The following is a 13,779-nucleotide window of genomic DNA, read 5'->3' as shown; positions in this document are numbered from 1 at the left end:
GGGCAGGGGCCGAGTGGCGGGGGACGCGGATACTCACCTAGGAGGCGAGGGTGTATTCAAAGGTCATGTGGTGGGTTCCGTCCTCGTCGACCTCGAGCGACCCGGCGCCGGTGATCCCCGCGAGTCCGCCCGTGCCGCTGCCCGGCACGATGAGGAAGTACTCGTTCGCTCGCTCGGATCCGCTGGTCGATGCGGAGTGGACGAAGGCGAACGTGCCCTCGTTGCCGTCGAGCGACCCCTCGAACGCCTCCATGGCGACGTAGGTGCCGACACCGAGCTCCGGGTCGAACGCGGAGGTGAAGATGGTCGCCGACCGCCCCTCGACCGCGCCGTGGTACTCCTTCTCCATCGTCGCGACCGACATGTCCAGGGCCGCGCGGATGGGCGGCTCCGCGAACACCGATGCCGGTGCGAAGTCCTTGACCGTGAAGATTCCCGTGGCGCGCATGGCAGGACTCTAGACCCGGCGGCCGACGCCGCGCGATCACCCGGCTCGATCTCGACAGCCCCCGCTCGCCGCGCCGGCTCCGCACGGCGGCGACGCCGATTTCTCGCCGCCTAGGCTGGACGCATGACGGATGGCGAGCAGACCTCGACCGCGCCCGGTGGACGCCCGGTCGCGCTCGTGACCGGGGCGACGCGAGGCATCGGCAGGGCGATCGCCGAGGAGCTCGGGCGCACCCACCACGTGCTCGTCGGCGGGCGGAGCGCGGATCACGTGGCCGCCGTCGTCGCCGCCCTGCCGTCGGCCGAGCCATTCGTCGGCGACCTCGCCGCCGATCCCATCCCCGAGCTACCCGAACGCCTCGACGTGCTCGTGCACTCCGCGGGCGTCGAGGAGGGCGTCCGGATCGCCGACACCCCGATCGACACCTGGCGCCGGGTGTTCGAGGTCAACGTCTTCGCCGTCGCCGAGCTCACCCGCCTCGCGCTCCCGGCGCTGCGGGCGAGCCAGGGGATCGTTGTCGCGATCAACAGCGGGTCCGGCTTCGTCTCGGGACCCGGCGGCGGCATCTACGGCGCCTCGAAGTTCGCGCTCCGCGCGCTGACTGACGCGCTGCGGGAGGAGGAGCGCCCGCACGGCGTCCGGGTGTCGAGCATCCACCCGGGGCGCACCGACTCCGACATGCAGCGCGCCCTCACCGTGAAGCTCGGCGAGACGTACGACACGGACTACTTCCTCGCTCCCGAAGACGTCGCGGCGGCCGTACGCACGGTCGTCGATCTGCCGCCGCGCGGCACCGTGGAGACGCTGTCGGTGCGGCCCACCCGCCGTCGCTGATCCTTCCCTCCCGCATCCCCCGCCCCTGCCCAGGCAGAGGCATTGTGCGCGGGTTGAAGCTGGGCAGCATGCCCCTGCCTGGGCAGGGGCAGGAGGAAGCGGGGGAAGCAGGGCCGACAGCGGAGACGTGAGCTCCTGCCTGGGCAGCAACAGGGGAAGGCCGACTAACGAGCCGCCGACTCTTTGCCCCTGCCCAGGCAGAAGGATCGTGCGCAGCTTTTAGCTGGGCAGAAACCTCCTGCCTGGGCAGGGGCATCCTAGGAGGCAGCAGCTCGGAAGCAAGCACACACATCCGCTCTTGCGCACGCCCGCGCTTCCTGGCAGATTGGGCGGGCTCCTGTTCCTGACGTTAGGTGATGAAGTGACGGGCATCGAGGGTTTCGCGCCGCTATCCGTGCGCTGACGACCGTCGATCGCCGCACCCGGCTCCGGTCCCAGCGCCCCGCTGAGACCTCAGGAGCACCGTGTCCCTCACCAAGAACGCATCCATCACCCTGTCCGACGTCGGCCTGCGCTGGCCGGACGGCAGCACCGCGCTGAGCGGACTCTCCGGCAGCTTCGGCACCGGCCGCACCGGATTGGTCGGCGCCAACGGCGCGGGCAAGTCCACGCTGCTGCGGCTCATCGCCGGCATCCTCACCCCGACCACGGGGAGGATCACGACGACGGGCGACGTAGCGTATCTGCCGCAGACGCTCACGCTCCGGCACGAGACGACGGTCGCCGAGCTGCTCGGCATCGCCGAAACGCTGGCCGCGCTGCGCGCCATAGAGGCGGGGAACGTGGACGTGCGCCACTTCGACGCCATCGGGGACGACTGGGACATCGAGACCCGCGCGGACGAGGCCCTCCGGGAGGTCGGGCTGAGCGCGGCCGACCTCGACCGTCGGGTCGACGAGGTCTCCGGCGGCGAGGCGATGCTGGTCGCCATCACCGGCCTGCGCCTCCGTCGCACGCCGATCACGCTCCTCGACGAGCCGACCAACAACCTCGATCGCGGCGCGCGCACCAGACTGACCGGGCTCGTGACGACCTGGCCGGGAGCGCTCGTCATCGTCAGCCACGACACCTCGCTTCTGGAGCACATGGACGACACAGCGGAGCTGCACGGCGGCCGGCTCACCGTGTTCGGTGGCCCGTACAGCGCCTGGCGGGAGAACCTCGAGCGGGAGCAGAGCGCCGCGGCCCAGGCCGCCCGCACCGCGGAGCAGGCCGTGAAGGTGGAGAAGCGCCAGCGCATCGAGGCGGAGACGAAGCTCGCCCGGAAGGCCCGCACCGCCAAGACGAACAGGGAGAACCGGCGCGCGCCGAAGATCGTGCTGAACCAGTGGCGGTCCGACGGCGAGGTGACGGCGGGCAGGATGCGCACGGAGGCGGCTGCGCGGATCGCGTCGGCGCAGGAGGCGCTCGACGCGGCGGAGGCGCGGGTGCGCGACGACGAGCACATCCACCTCGAGCTGCCGGACCCCGGCGTCTCCCGCGGCCGCCGCATCGCGGAACTGCGCGGCACGGACCGCACGTACGTGCTGCAGGGCCCCGAACGCGTCGCGCTCGTCGGGCCGAACGGGGTGGGCAAGACGACACTGCTCGAGGACCTCATCCTTCGCCGACCGGCCCGACCGGGGGCGGCGGGAGCGGCCCTGTTGACCGACCGGGTCGGCTACCTCCCCCAGCGCCTCGACGACCTGAATGAGGATGCAAGCGCGCTGGAGAACGTGCGAGCGGCTGCGCCGGAGGTCGCGCCCGGGATCATCCGGAACCGGCTCGCGCGCCTGCTGCTGCGCGGGGACAGCGTGCACCGCCCGGTGCGCACGCTGTCCGGCGGTGAGCGCTTCCGCGTCTCCCTGGCCCGGCTGCTGTTCGCCGAGCCTCCCGCGCAGCTGCTCGTGCTCGACGAACCGACGAACAACCTGGACATCCAGAGCGTCGATCAGCTCGTCGACGCCCTCCGGAGCTACCACGGCGCCCTGCTGATCGTGAGCCACGACGACGCTTTCCTTGCGCGGCTGGACCTGGACACCGTGCTCGCTCTCGACGCGGACGGCGGCATCAGGCCGGAGGGGTGACCCCGGGGCGGGAATGGCGACGAGAAGGAGGTGCGCCGATCGGGCCCACGCTCAGGATCCGGCCCGTCGCCGATCAGGCCACGGCGCAGGCCCGGCGCGATCCGAGCGCGATCGGATACGGTCAGGCCCAGCAGAGGCAGAACGGATGCCCGGCGGGATCCGCGTAGACCTGGAAGCCCTCGTCCGATCCGGTGTCCTCCGCAGCCCGCAGCAGCCGGGCGCCCAGCGCGAGGACCTCCTCGTGCGCCTCGTTCACGTCGTCGACGTACAGGTCGAGGTGAACCTGCTGCGGCTCCCCGTCCGGCCAGTCCGGCGGCACGTGGTTCGGCGCCAGCTGCACCGCCACTCGCGGCTCGCCGTCGACGAGCACCGTGTGCCAGTCGTCGTCCGCCTCGACCGTGCCCTCGAGGAGCCGGGCCCAGAACGTGCTCTCGGTGGCAAGGTCTGCGGCGTCGAACACGACGACCTGTCGAGCAATTCTCATGCCGTAATCCAACCCCGCGGCATCGGCCCCGACAAGAGAGGGCCGACGCACGCGGAGGGCGAGCGAGCGCGGGCCCCGTACGATCGGATCGACCTACGCGGCCGGATTGAGTACCGCGACGGCGGCGTCGTAGCGGTTCTCGATCTCGGCGAATCGGAGGAACTTGACGGCCTCGACGAGGATCTCCGTGGCATCCGGCTGCGTCCCGAGCAGGGTCATGACCTCGTCGGCGAACGCGTCGAGCGGGAGGGCGTGCTCGTTCTCCGAGTGACCGGGAAGGAGCTCGGTCCGCACCGCGGGCGGGACCAGCTCGACGACCTGCACCGTGGTGCCGGCGAGTTGCAGGCGGATGCTCTCGGTGAACTGGTGGATGAACGCCTTCGTGCCGTTGTAGGTCGGCGTGGCGGCCAGCGGCGTGTGCGCGAGACCGGACGAGACCGTCATGAGCGTCGCATCCGGTCGGGTCTGCAGGTGGTCGAGGAACGCGGAGACCAGGCGCAGCGGTCCGCCGACATTGGTGTCGACGATCCGCTCGGCCTCCGACAGGAAGCGCGGGCCGCGCACGTCCTCGACGGCCATGATGCCCGCCATCGCGATGAGCACGTTGAGCTCGGGGTGGCGCTCGAGGACCTCGTCCCGCGCGGCCAGCACGGAGTCGGCATCCGTGGTGTCGATCACCACGGTCGCCAGGGAGTGCTCCTCGGCGAGCTGAGCGAGCAGGTCGGCGCGGCGTCCGCCCACGATGACGGTGTTCCCCGCGGCCTGGAACCGCAGCGCGAGGGCGAGTCCGATGCCGCTGGTGCCGCCGGGGATGAAGATGGTGTTTCCGGTGATGTTCATGCCTCGAGCCTGGGGCCCGTCGAACCTCCGCGGGTGAGGACGCCTTGTCGTAGGACCGGCGGTCCCTCCCTCCGCCCGTGTGCGGCGCCGATAATGAGCGGATGGACCGTCCCGCGCTCGCCGGTTTCCTCCGCACCCGTCGCAACGGGCTGCGTCCCGAGGACGTGGGGCTGTCCCCGGGCTCGCGCCGACGCGTGCTCGGACTGCGCCGCGATGAGGTCGCCGGGTTGGCCGGCATGTCGACGGACTACTACGTGCGGCTGGAGCAGGCACGCGGGCCGCAGCCGTCGGAGCAGATCCTCGCCGCACTGGCGCGGGCGCTCCGGCTGAGCAACGACGAACGCGACTACCTTTTCCGGCTCGCCGACCACTCCGCCCCGCGCCGCACTCCCCTCGACACCCACGTGGCACCCGGGCTGCTGCGCGTGCTCGATCGGCTCGAGGACACCCCGGCCCTCATCCTGTCCAGCCTCGGCGAGACGCTGATGCAGAACAGGCTTGCCGTGGCCCTCCTCAGCGATCACTCCGCCCACACCGGCCTCGCCCGCAGCAGCGTGTATCGGTGGTTCACCGACCCGGCCGAGCGCGAGCTGTATCCCGAGGCCGATCGCGACCGACAGGGCCAGGCGCAGGTCGCCGGTCTCCGGGTCGCCTACGGTGCCGAGGGCGAGTCCTCGCGGGCCGGCACCCTGGTGCGGGAGCTGCAGAAGCGGAGCCCGGAGTTCTCCGCCGTGTGGGACAGCCACGCCGTCGCGACGCGCTTCGACGACCACAAGACGCTGATCCATCCCGAGCTCGGGCACATCGAGCTCGGCTGTCAGGCCCTGTTCACCGAGGACCAGGGCCAGGCGCTCCTGGTGCTCACGGCGGCGCCTCGCACCGAGGCGGCGGAGAAGCTCGCGCTCCTCGCGGTCGTCGGTCAGCAGCGGTTCGCCCCCGCGGGCGATCGATAGGTGCGGGGAGCCTCGCCGGGCGGTGATCACCGCTGTCGCGGCAACGAAAAAGCCCCGCTCGTCCGAGGACGAGCGGGGCTGATCTGTGCGCCCGGAGGGATTCGAACCCCCAACCTTCTGATCCGTAGTCAGATGCTCTATCCGTTGAGCTACGGGCGCGTGACCTGCTCGATGCCGGGTTCCCCGGCAGAAGGCCAAGGTCGAGGATACATGCAATGCCCGCCTGCCGCGAATCGAGGCCGGTCCGGGCACCGGTCAGGCGGCCGGTCCCGCCGCCAGGGTGACGGTGGCCTGCTGCGCGGCGCCCAAGGCGTCCGTCCAGCCGACGTCGATGCTGTCACCTGGCTCGTGCGCCGCGATCGCCGCGCTGAGAGCGGCGGAGTCGGTGATCGCGATGCCGTCGACGGACGTGATCGTGTCGCCGGCGGCGAGACCCGCGGACTCCGCGGCACCGCCGGTCAGTACGCCACCGACGGGGGCACCGCCCGTTGCCTGTGCGTCGCTTCCGGCCAGCGCGATGCCGAGGAACGCCGGGGTGCCGATCTCCACCGTGCCGGACTCGACGCCCGACTCGATCTGGTCGGCCACGGCCAGTGCCGTGTCGATCGGGATGGCGTAGCCGGTCACGACGGTCGAGCCGGACGACGCCGCGGTGACGACGCCGATCACCTCTCCCTCCGCGTCGACGAGGGGGCCACCCGAGTCGCCCGACACGACGTAGGCGCTCACCATGATGAGGTCGGCCAGGTTCTCCCCGCCGCCCGTCGCCTCGTCCGCCACGGTGATGCTCTCGTCGGTGTCGAGCACACTGCCGGTCGCGGCGACGAGGTCTCCCGTGCCCTCGGCGTTGCCGACCGACGTGACCGCGTCGCCCACGGCGACCGCACCCGCGTCGTCGATCGTGGCGGCCTGCAGGCCGGAGGCGCCATCGAGTTGCAGCACGGCAACGTCGTTCGTCGCGTCCGTGCCGACGACGTGTGCCTCGTAGGTCTCCCCCGTCGACTCGACGGTGACCTCGACGCTGGTCGAACCCTCGATCACGTGGTTGTTCGTGAGGATGGTTCCGTCGGAGTCCAGGATGATGCCGGTGCCCGCGGACTCGCCCTGACCGTAGTAGAGGTCGGAGACGATGGTGACGACGCCGGTCTCCTGGGCGTCGGTCGCGGCAACCGGAAGGGTCTGCTGCGACGCTCCGGTCGCGCCGGACCCGGAGTCGCCGGTGCCCGACGAGCCGTACGGGTCGTACCCGTAGGTTCCCGGGTAGTAGCCGAGGGACGGCGCCTGAGGCACCGTGTCCGGCGCGACGGCCGTGATCGTGCCGCCGCCGGCCGCGCTTACGACGGCGTCGCTGACGCCGTGCGCCACGTAGCCGATGCCGAAGCCGCCGGCGCTGAGCGCGAGCGCACACGTCGCGGCTCCCGCTATGACGGACGTCCTCCGCCGGTACCAGGGGCGGGCGGGCGCCGCGGGCGTCGCGGTCGCGGTTGCGGTTGCGGTGGGAACCGTGGGAACCGTGGGGGTGGGCGTGGTCTGGGTCGGCGTCTCGGCCGGCTCGGCCTCGGGCTGGGTGTCCTGTGTCTCGTTCATGGTGATCCTTCCTCGTTCCTGCTGAGACGAGGAAAGTCCCGCACCCTATGAGCGGTCGATGAGCACGATTGGCGGCCGCCAAGCGTTCCTATGCGAGCCCTGTGAGCGGCGCGCGGAACCGGGTCACACGGTCCCTGAGCCTGTCGAAGGGACGTAAGCCCACCCTGATCCACAGGCACGTCGCGTCGCTTCGACAAGCTCAGCGACCGTGAGTGAACCGTGGATCACGGTCCCTGAGCCTGTCGAAGGGACGTAAGCCACCACGCATCGGGTCACGTAGCGTCGCTTCGACGAGCTCAGCGACCGTGGAGCGACAGCTCAGCGTCCGTGGAGCGAGAGCACCGCGTCCGGCCGACTTCTCGCCGGGCGGGCCGTCGCGCGGCACACTGGTCGCGTGACCGAAACGACGCCGTGGGTGCTGCACGTCGACCTCGACCAGTTCATCGCGGCCGTCGAGGTGCTGCGGCGGCCGGAGCTGATGGGCAAGCCCGTGATCGTCGGCGGTCGCGGCGACCCCAGCGAGCGGGCCGTGGTCTCGACCGCATCGTACGAGGCGCGTGCGTTCGGTGTCGGGTCCGGGATGCCTCTGCGCATCGCCGCCCGCAAGGTGCCCGACGCCGTCATCCTGCCCGTCGACGCCGCGCACTACACGGCGGCATCCGATGAGGTGATGGCGACGCTCCGGGCACAACCGGGCACCACCGTTCAGGTGCTCGGCTGGGACGAGGCCTTCGTCGGCGTGCGCACGGACGACCCGGAGCACTACGCGCGCGACCTGCAGCGCGCCGTGCTCGACCGCACGGCCCTGCACTGCAGCGTCGGCATCGGGGACACGCTGCTGCGCGCCAAGAACGCGACGGGATTCGGGAAGCCTCGCGGGGTGTTCCGGCTGACGGCAGACAACTGGCTCGAGGTGATGGGCGAGCGCCCGACCGTGGACCTCTGGGGCGTGGGTACCAAGATCTCCCGCCGGCTGGCCGGCCACGGCATCAGCACCGTCGCCGAACTCGCCGCCACGGATCCCGCGAGCCTGGTGGAGGAGTTCGGCCCCAAGATGGGCCCGTGGTACGTCACCCTCGGCCGGGGCGAGGGCACGAGCGTCGTCGATGACACCCCCTGGGTCGCGCGCGGCCACAGCCGCGAGACCACCTTCCAGCAGAACCTCACCGACCCCGAGCAGGTGCGGGACGCCGTGCGGGACCTCGTGGCGCGGGTGCTCGAGGATGTCGCCGCGGAGGGCAGGCCGGTGATCGGGCTCACCCTCAAGGTGCGCTTCGCGCCGTTCGTCACGAAGACCTTCGCGAGGAAGATCCCGGAGACGTCCGATCCCGATACCGTGCTCGCGCGCGCCCTCGAGCTCGTGGACAAGCTCGATCCCGAGAAGCAGATCCGCCTGCTCGGCCTGCGGGCGGAGATGCCCATGCCCGAGGATGCCCGGGAGGGGCACACTCCGACCCGCGGCGGCTGGTGATCAGCTCACGGCGCGGAGCCGGACGGCGATGAACTGCTTGCCCGGCAGCGGAAGGAGGAAACGGCCCGAGTACGTGCCCTCCAGCCGGGTCACCGTCATGTCCCACGTGTCGATCACGTCCGCCGTGTACGAGACCGCCGGATCGAGGAGGAACCGCCGGTAGGTGGGCTGATTGAACCCGAAGTAGTAGAGGTAGTACTCGCCCTCCACGCCGGCCCGCGGGATGTCCCAGTCCAGTGGCGCGGGCTCGAGCACGTCGGGTCCGTCGCGCAGCACCTCGTGCAGGAAGCCGATGCGCTCCGGCGACGAGCCGCGGAGCTCCCCGCCCTTCGCCCACCAGAGGACGTCGTCCGGGTGCACGTACGTCTCGCCGTGCCCGACGTAGCCCCCGCGCACCGCGCCCTCCCAGAAGCGCCGCGTCATCTCCTCGCCGGTGATGTTGCCCCAGCCCTGGTCGATGTCGCCCTCGTAGGCGCACTCGTCGACGACGACGGGCTTGCCCCACTGCTCTCGCCACTCCGTCGTCATCTCACTCGTCTTGTAGATGTCGCGGCGCTGGATGCTCGCGTGGGTGACCCACGGCCGCGAGTGGTCGTAGAAGTCGCGGCAGTTGTGGATGGACAGCAGGTGACCGACGGGATCGTTCTCCTGCACGATGCGGGCGAAGCGCTCCCAGTCCTCGACGTCCTTCTCGAAGAGCAGGTCGTACTCGTTCGCGAGCGACCACCACACGTTCGCGAAGGACGCGAGCCGGGCGACCGCGTACTTCACGTAGCGGTCGTCGGCCACCGGATCCATGGTCGAGAAGCCCCAGCGGTCGTAGGCGTGGAACAGGATGAGGTCTGCCTCGATGCCGAGCTCGCCGAGTTGCTCGATGCGGCGCTCCAGATGCGCCCAGTACCGCGGCGACGGACGCTGGAGGTCGAAGCCCTCCGCGGGCGACCCCTCGAAGGGATACAGCTCGGGCTCGTTCTCGTTGAAGAGGTACGACTTCGGGAAGACGCACATCCGCATCTTGGTGAACGGGCCGGCGGCCAGCGTCTGAAGCGTCCGCTCCTCGAGCTCGTCGCCCTGGTGGGTCCAAACGTACGAGGTCGTGCCGATGGGGCGGTGCCGGGTGCCGTCGGCGTGCGCGAAGTGGAACGTGTCGGCCACCCGCACGGGTCCGTGCGAGCCGGGGGCGGGGCCGGTCACGTCGAACGAGCCGGCCACGCCGTCGAGGGACCGCGCGTTGCTCGACGTGCGGAACGAGTAGGACCCGGCCCGCTCGGGCAGGAAGCGCAGCAGGAAGGATCCGTCCCCGTCGTAGAAGCCGGGCACGGACACGGCGCCACTCGGGCCCTCCAGCCGCGCGGAGAGCTCGACGTCGAGGAAGGGGTTGCCGTGGGACGGGCCGGCGAGGCGGAGCTCGAAGCGGCCGTAGGCGGGCACCGACTCCGTCCAGCTCGCGGGCGCGGACCCGACGGCTGTGTCTGCGGCCTCGTAGTTCCCGGACGGCGCGACGAACGGCTCCGGCTGCCGCCGCGGCGCGGGCGCGCTACGGTCGATGCCGGCGAGCTCGGCGAGGATGCCCCGCTGAGCGTCGGGATCATCGAGCAGTCCGGCCTCGGTCTCGAGCACGAGCCCCACGGGGTAGCTGTGCAGCGTGTGCAGGGTCGAGGAGTGCACCAGGTCCGGCAGGTGCCGCGAGACGATGTCGCGGCCGCGCGGATCCCGCAGCACCTCGAAGAGCGGCGTCTCCGGGGTGAACGCGGTGGGCTGGGTGAGGGTGGGCAAGGATCAACCTTTCACGGCGCCGGCGAAGGCACCCTCGACGAAGTACCGCTGGAACAGCAGGTACACGATCAGGACGGGGAAGACGGACATGATGGTGAAGGCGTTGAGCGGCCCGTACGCGCTGGTGAACTGCGACTGGAAGCCCTGGATGGCGAGCGGGATGGTCCAGGAGTCCTGGCTCTGCAGCAGCGCGAGCGCGATGGAGTACTCGTTCCACGTCGCCACGAAGTCCAGGATGAACAGCGCGGCGAGTGCGGGCTTCGACAGCGGCAGGATGATCTGCAGGAACAGGCGCCAGTTGCCCGCGCCGTCCATCCGCGCGCTCTCGTCGAGCTCGTGCGGAATGGAGCGGAAGAAGCCGTAGAGGATGAACGTCTGGTACGGCAGGCCGAAGGCGATGTACGGCAGGATCACGCCGACGTGGGTGCTCAGCAGGTCGAGACCGTTGATCACCTGGAACAGCGGTGCGATCGCCACCTGGATCGGCACCATGGCACCCATCGCGATGACGCCCATGAGCAGGCGCTGGCGCTTGAACCGCAGGCGCGAGAGCGCGAACGCCGCCGCCGCGGAGATCAGCAGTCCGATGGGCACCTTGAACACGGCGATGATGAGGCTGTTGGCACCGGCACCCAGCAGGTTGCCCCGGTCGAGCGCCTCGACGTAGTTGCCCCACTCCGGTGACCAGGGCGGCACGAAGGCCGGGGTTCCGAAGATGTCGGCCTCGCTCTTCAGCGAGGTGAACACCATGAAAATGATCGGGATGGACCAGATCAGCACCGAGATCGCGAGGGCGAGCCACAGGCCGATGGTGATGTAGTCGCGGCGCGCGGTGCCGAAACGGGTCCGGCGGCGCGGCGCGGGCATCGCCGCGTCCACGACGGCGGGGGGAACGGTCGAGAGGCTCACGAGTGCTTCTCCTGCCTTGCGGTCCAGACCATGTACGGGACGACGATGATGAGGGTGATCACGAGCAGCACGGTGGCGATGGCGTTGCCCATTCCGTACTCGTGGTTCCCGAACGACTGGGTGAAGGACCAGAGGGCGAGCACCTGCGTCGACTGCGCCGGACCGCCACCGGTCATTCCGACGATCAGGTCGAAGACCTTGATCGAGTTGATGATCGTGAGCACGACCACGACGACCGTCACGGGGCGCAGCGCCGGGAGCGTCACGTTGCGGAACACCTGCCACGCGTTCGCGCCGTCGAGCTTGGCCGCCTCGACGTGCTCCGTCGCCACCGACTGCAGCCCCGCGAGGAACAGCACCATGTTGGTGCCCGCGATCTGCCAGACGAACGCCGCGAAGATCGAGTACAGCGCGAGGTTGCGGTCGCCGAGCCACTGGATCTCGGCGAGCCACGGCGCGTTGAACATCTCGGCAAGGGTGACCCCGACGCCGAAGTTCGGGTTGTACATCCAGCGCCACATGTTCGCGATGGCGATGGGCGCGAGCACTCCGGGGATGTAGAAGAGGGAGCGGAACGCGTTGCGTCCGAACAGCGGCCGGTTGAGCGCGAGTGCGAGCACGAGGCCGAGCGCCACGGGGATGACCAGCGAGAGGATCACCCAGATGACGGTGTTCCCGAGCGCCGTCCAGAAGACGGGGTCCTGGGTGAAGATGCGGACGTAGTTCTTGAGGCCCACGAACTCCTGGGGAGCGCCCTGGAAACCGGACCACTCGAAGAAGCTGAGGCGGACCGACTCGACCATGGGCCCGATGACGAAGACGAGGTAGGCGGCGAGGGCGGGGGCCAGGAACGGCAGTGCGGCGACGAAGCCGACGTGCGAGGCCTTCGCGACCCGCTTCCGGGCGACGGAGCGCTTGCGGCCCGCCGGTGGAGCCGGCGGAGCGATGGTTGTGGACATGCGTATCCCTTGCGACGGTGCTGGGGGTGCGGAAGGCCGGGGCGGCGGAGGACGCCGCCCCGGCGGGTGCAGCGTTGGCTACTGCTGGTCGATGAACTTCTGGAACTCGGCGCCGGCGTTCGCGGGGTCGAGCTCACCCGTGGCGACGAGGTTCTGCACGCGCCAGTACTCCGTCGTCTCGGCGAGCGAGAGGTTCTGGTCGTTGTTCATGTAGACGCCCTCAGCGTTCTCGAAGATCGGACCCCACGCCGCGTCGAGCTCGCTGCCGCCCTCCGGCTTCACGTTGATGTTGACGGACTGGCTGCCGAACGCGGCGATCAGCTCCTGCTGCGCCTCCTCGCTCGTCAGGTAGTCGAGGAACTTGGCGGCCTCGTCGGCGTGGTCGGAGTTCGAGGTGATGTAGTTGTTCTCGTTGAACCCGTAGAGGCGGTTCGTCCCGGTCGGGAACGGGAAGATGCCCACGGTGGACTCGTCCATCCCGTTGTCACGGACGGATTGGTTGAACCAGTCGCCCTCCAGCGCCATGGCGGCCTCGCCGGAGAAGAACAGCGCGCTCGACTCGTCGTTGTTGATGGAGATGAAGCCGGGGTTCAGGTAGTCGCTCGTCCACTTGCCGAACTCCGTGAACGTCTCTGTCACGCAGGGCTCCTCGGCCCAGCTCGCCTCCTTCGTCACGAGCGCCTGGTAGCCGTCCGCACCGCACTTCGCCTCGAGGATGCTGTCGAGCAGACGCATGACGTGCCAGTTGACGGTGCCGCCGAACTGGATCGGGGTGATGCCCGCGGCCTTGAGCTTCTCGGCGGCCGCGACGAGTTCGTCGTACGTGGTGGGCACCGCATCCACGCCGGCCTGCGCGAACAGGTCCTTGTTGTAGAACAGGGCCTCGCCCCGCTGCGTGTAGGGCACGCCGTCGTAGCCGCCGTACTGCGTGACGGTCGCCATGGTGGTCTCGGAGAAGCGTTCGGCCCAGCCGTACTCGTCGTAGTACTCCTCGAGGTTCAGGCTGGCGCCCGCCTCGATGAACTCGCCACCCAGGCCAGGACCGGCCCAGGAGAAGAAGATGTCGGGGGCCCCGTTGGTGCCGAGCGTCGTGCGCAGGGCGTCCTTGTGGGCGTCGGTCGAGCGCTCCTCGACGACGATGTCGATGTCGGGGTTCGCCTCCTCGAAGTTCTCGATGACCCCGTTGATCGTGTCATTCGCGGTCGAGGCCGTCTCGGTGAGCTTGAACCACGTCACCTCGGTCTTGCCGCTGTCCGAGCCGCCGCCGGAACAACCGGTCAGCCCGGCGATCATCACGGCACCGGCGACGAACGCCGCCGGCCTGAGTCCTGCACGCATCTTTGCGTCCTTCCACTGTGGTGACGTCTGAGGGCCAAACGCCGTTGTTCGACGCGCCTGGTGCGACGTCTGTGGGATAGGTTATCGATCACTCACGGCATGTCAAGTTATCGA

General features: G+C 70.0%; 12 protein-coding genes and 1 tRNA gene. 4 read left to right on the top strand and 9 right to left on the bottom strand.

The features are described 5' to 3' along the window. Positions 1-37: 37 nt before the first annotated feature. Positions 38-448, bottom strand: a complete 411-nt coding sequence (locus tag DAI20_RS05195; RefSeq protein ID WP_108249436.1) for a DUF3224 domain-containing protein — start codon at positions 446-448, stop codon at positions 38-40. A gap of 123 nt (positions 449-571) precedes the next feature. Between DAI20_RS05195 and DAI20_RS05190 the strand changes: the two genes are divergently transcribed. Beyond that, positions 572-1,282 (top strand): SDR family oxidoreductase, encoded by a 711-nt coding sequence (locus DAI20_RS05190; RefSeq protein ID WP_108249435.1) that lies wholly within the window; start codon positions 572-574, stop codon positions 1,280-1,282. A gap of 464 nt (positions 1,283-1,746) precedes the next feature. After that, positions 1,747-3,348, top strand: coding sequence for an ATP-binding cassette domain-containing protein (locus tag DAI20_RS05185; protein ID WP_108249434.1), 1,602 nt, complete (start codon positions 1,747-1,749; stop codon positions 3,346-3,348). A gap of 121 nt (positions 3,349-3,469) precedes the next feature. On the opposite strand, the gene DAI20_RS05180 is transcribed toward DAI20_RS05185, so the two are convergent. Continuing rightward, positions 3,470-3,832, bottom strand: coding sequence for a VOC family protein (locus DAI20_RS05180; RefSeq protein ID WP_108249433.1), 363 nt, complete (start codon positions 3,830-3,832; stop codon positions 3,470-3,472). A 93-nt stretch (positions 3,833-3,925) separates the two neighbouring features. After that, positions 3,926-4,672 (bottom strand): SDR family oxidoreductase, encoded by a 747-nt coding sequence (locus DAI20_RS05175; protein ID WP_108249432.1) that lies wholly within the window; start codon positions 4,670-4,672, stop codon positions 3,926-3,928. A gap of 101 nt (positions 4,673-4,773) precedes the next feature. On the opposite strand from DAI20_RS05175, the gene DAI20_RS05170 reads away from it, so the two are divergent. Further along, the gene (locus DAI20_RS05170) at positions 4,774-5,625 is read left to right on the top strand and encodes an MmyB family transcriptional regulator (RefSeq protein ID WP_108249431.1); all 852 of its coding nucleotides are present in this window, start codon (positions 4,774-4,776) and stop codon (positions 5,623-5,625) included. Between the two features lie 86 nt (positions 5,626-5,711). Here DAI20_RS05170 and DAI20_RS05165 read toward each other — a convergent pair. Then, positions 5,712-5,784 (bottom strand) — tRNA-Arg (locus tag DAI20_RS05165). A 96-nt stretch (positions 5,785-5,880) separates the two neighbouring features. Then, positions 5,881-7,212: a S1C family serine protease gene (locus tag DAI20_RS05160; RefSeq protein ID WP_108249430.1), complete on the bottom strand. Its 1,332-nt coding sequence runs from the start codon at positions 7,210-7,212 to the stop codon at positions 5,881-5,883. A 394-nt stretch (positions 7,213-7,606) separates the two neighbouring features. Here DAI20_RS05160 and DAI20_RS05155 point away from each other — a divergent pair, with 394 nt between their 5' ends. Next, entirely contained in the window at positions 7,607-8,683 is a 1,077-nt protein-coding gene (locus DAI20_RS05155) for a DNA polymerase IV (RefSeq protein WP_497802630.1), read from the top strand. Here DAI20_RS05155 and DAI20_RS05150 read toward each other — a convergent pair whose 3' ends face one another. From DAI20_RS05150 to DAI20_RS05135, 4 genes are all read right to left on the bottom strand, one after another. Next, entirely contained in the window at positions 8,684-10,459 is a 1,776-nt protein-coding gene (locus tag DAI20_RS05150) for a DUF5605 domain-containing protein (RefSeq protein ID WP_205781345.1), read from the bottom strand. A 3-nt stretch (positions 10,460-10,462) separates the two neighbouring features. Next, positions 10,463-11,368, bottom strand: a complete 906-nt coding sequence (locus DAI20_RS05145; RefSeq protein WP_205781344.1) for a carbohydrate ABC transporter permease — start codon at positions 11,366-11,368, stop codon at positions 10,463-10,465. Then, positions 11,365-12,327, bottom strand: a complete 963-nt coding sequence (locus DAI20_RS05140) for a carbohydrate ABC transporter permease (protein WP_108249428.1) — start codon at positions 12,325-12,327, stop codon at positions 11,365-11,367. The genes DAI20_RS05145 and DAI20_RS05140 overlap by 4 nt, the downstream gene beginning before the upstream one ends. Positions 12,328-12,405: 78 nt before the next feature. Then, a complete protein-coding gene (locus tag DAI20_RS05135) occupies positions 12,406-13,665 on the bottom strand; it encodes an ABC transporter substrate-binding protein (protein ID WP_108249427.1) in 1,260 nt (419 codons plus the stop codon). Between the last annotated feature and the right edge of the window lie 114 nt (positions 13,666-13,779).

The sequence above is a fragment of the Planctomonas deserti genome (assembly GCF_003067705.1).
Taxonomy (GTDB): domain Bacteria; phylum Actinomycetota; class Actinomycetes; order Actinomycetales; family Microbacteriaceae; genus Planctomonas; species Planctomonas deserti.
Note: the sequence above shows the minus strand (reverse complement) of the source record. Positions and strands in the feature narration are given on the sequence as shown.

Excerpts from the sequence above, each read along its gene's own strand:
- DAI20_RS05195 (WP_108249436.1), bottom strand. The coding sequence starts at position 448 with ATGCGCGCCACGGGAATCTTCACGGTCAAGGACTTCGCACCGGCATCG.
- DAI20_RS05190 (WP_108249435.1), top strand. The coding sequence starts at position 572 with ATGACGGATGGCGAGCAGACCTCGACCGCGCCCGGTGGACGCCCGGTC.
- DAI20_RS05180 (WP_108249433.1), bottom strand. The coding sequence starts at position 3,832 with ATGAGAATTGCTCGACAGGTCGTCGTGTTCGACGCCGCAGACCTTGCC.
- DAI20_RS05175 (WP_108249432.1), bottom strand. The coding sequence starts at position 4,672 with ATGAACATCACCGGAAACACCATCTTCATCCCCGGCGGCACCAGCGGC.
- DAI20_RS05170 (WP_108249431.1), top strand. The coding sequence starts at position 4,774 with ATGGACCGTCCCGCGCTCGCCGGTTTCCTCCGCACCCGTCGCAACGGG.
- DAI20_RS05160 (WP_108249430.1), bottom strand. The coding sequence starts at position 7,212 with ATGAACGAGACACAGGACACCCAGCCCGAGGCCGAGCCGGCCGAGACG.
- DAI20_RS05140 (WP_108249428.1), bottom strand. The coding sequence starts at position 12,327 with ATGTCCACAACCATCGCTCCGCCGGCTCCACCGGCGGGCCGCAAGCGC.
- DAI20_RS05135 (WP_108249427.1), bottom strand. The coding sequence starts at position 13,665 with ATGCGTGCAGGACTCAGGCCGGCGGCGTTCGTCGCCGGTGCCGTGATG.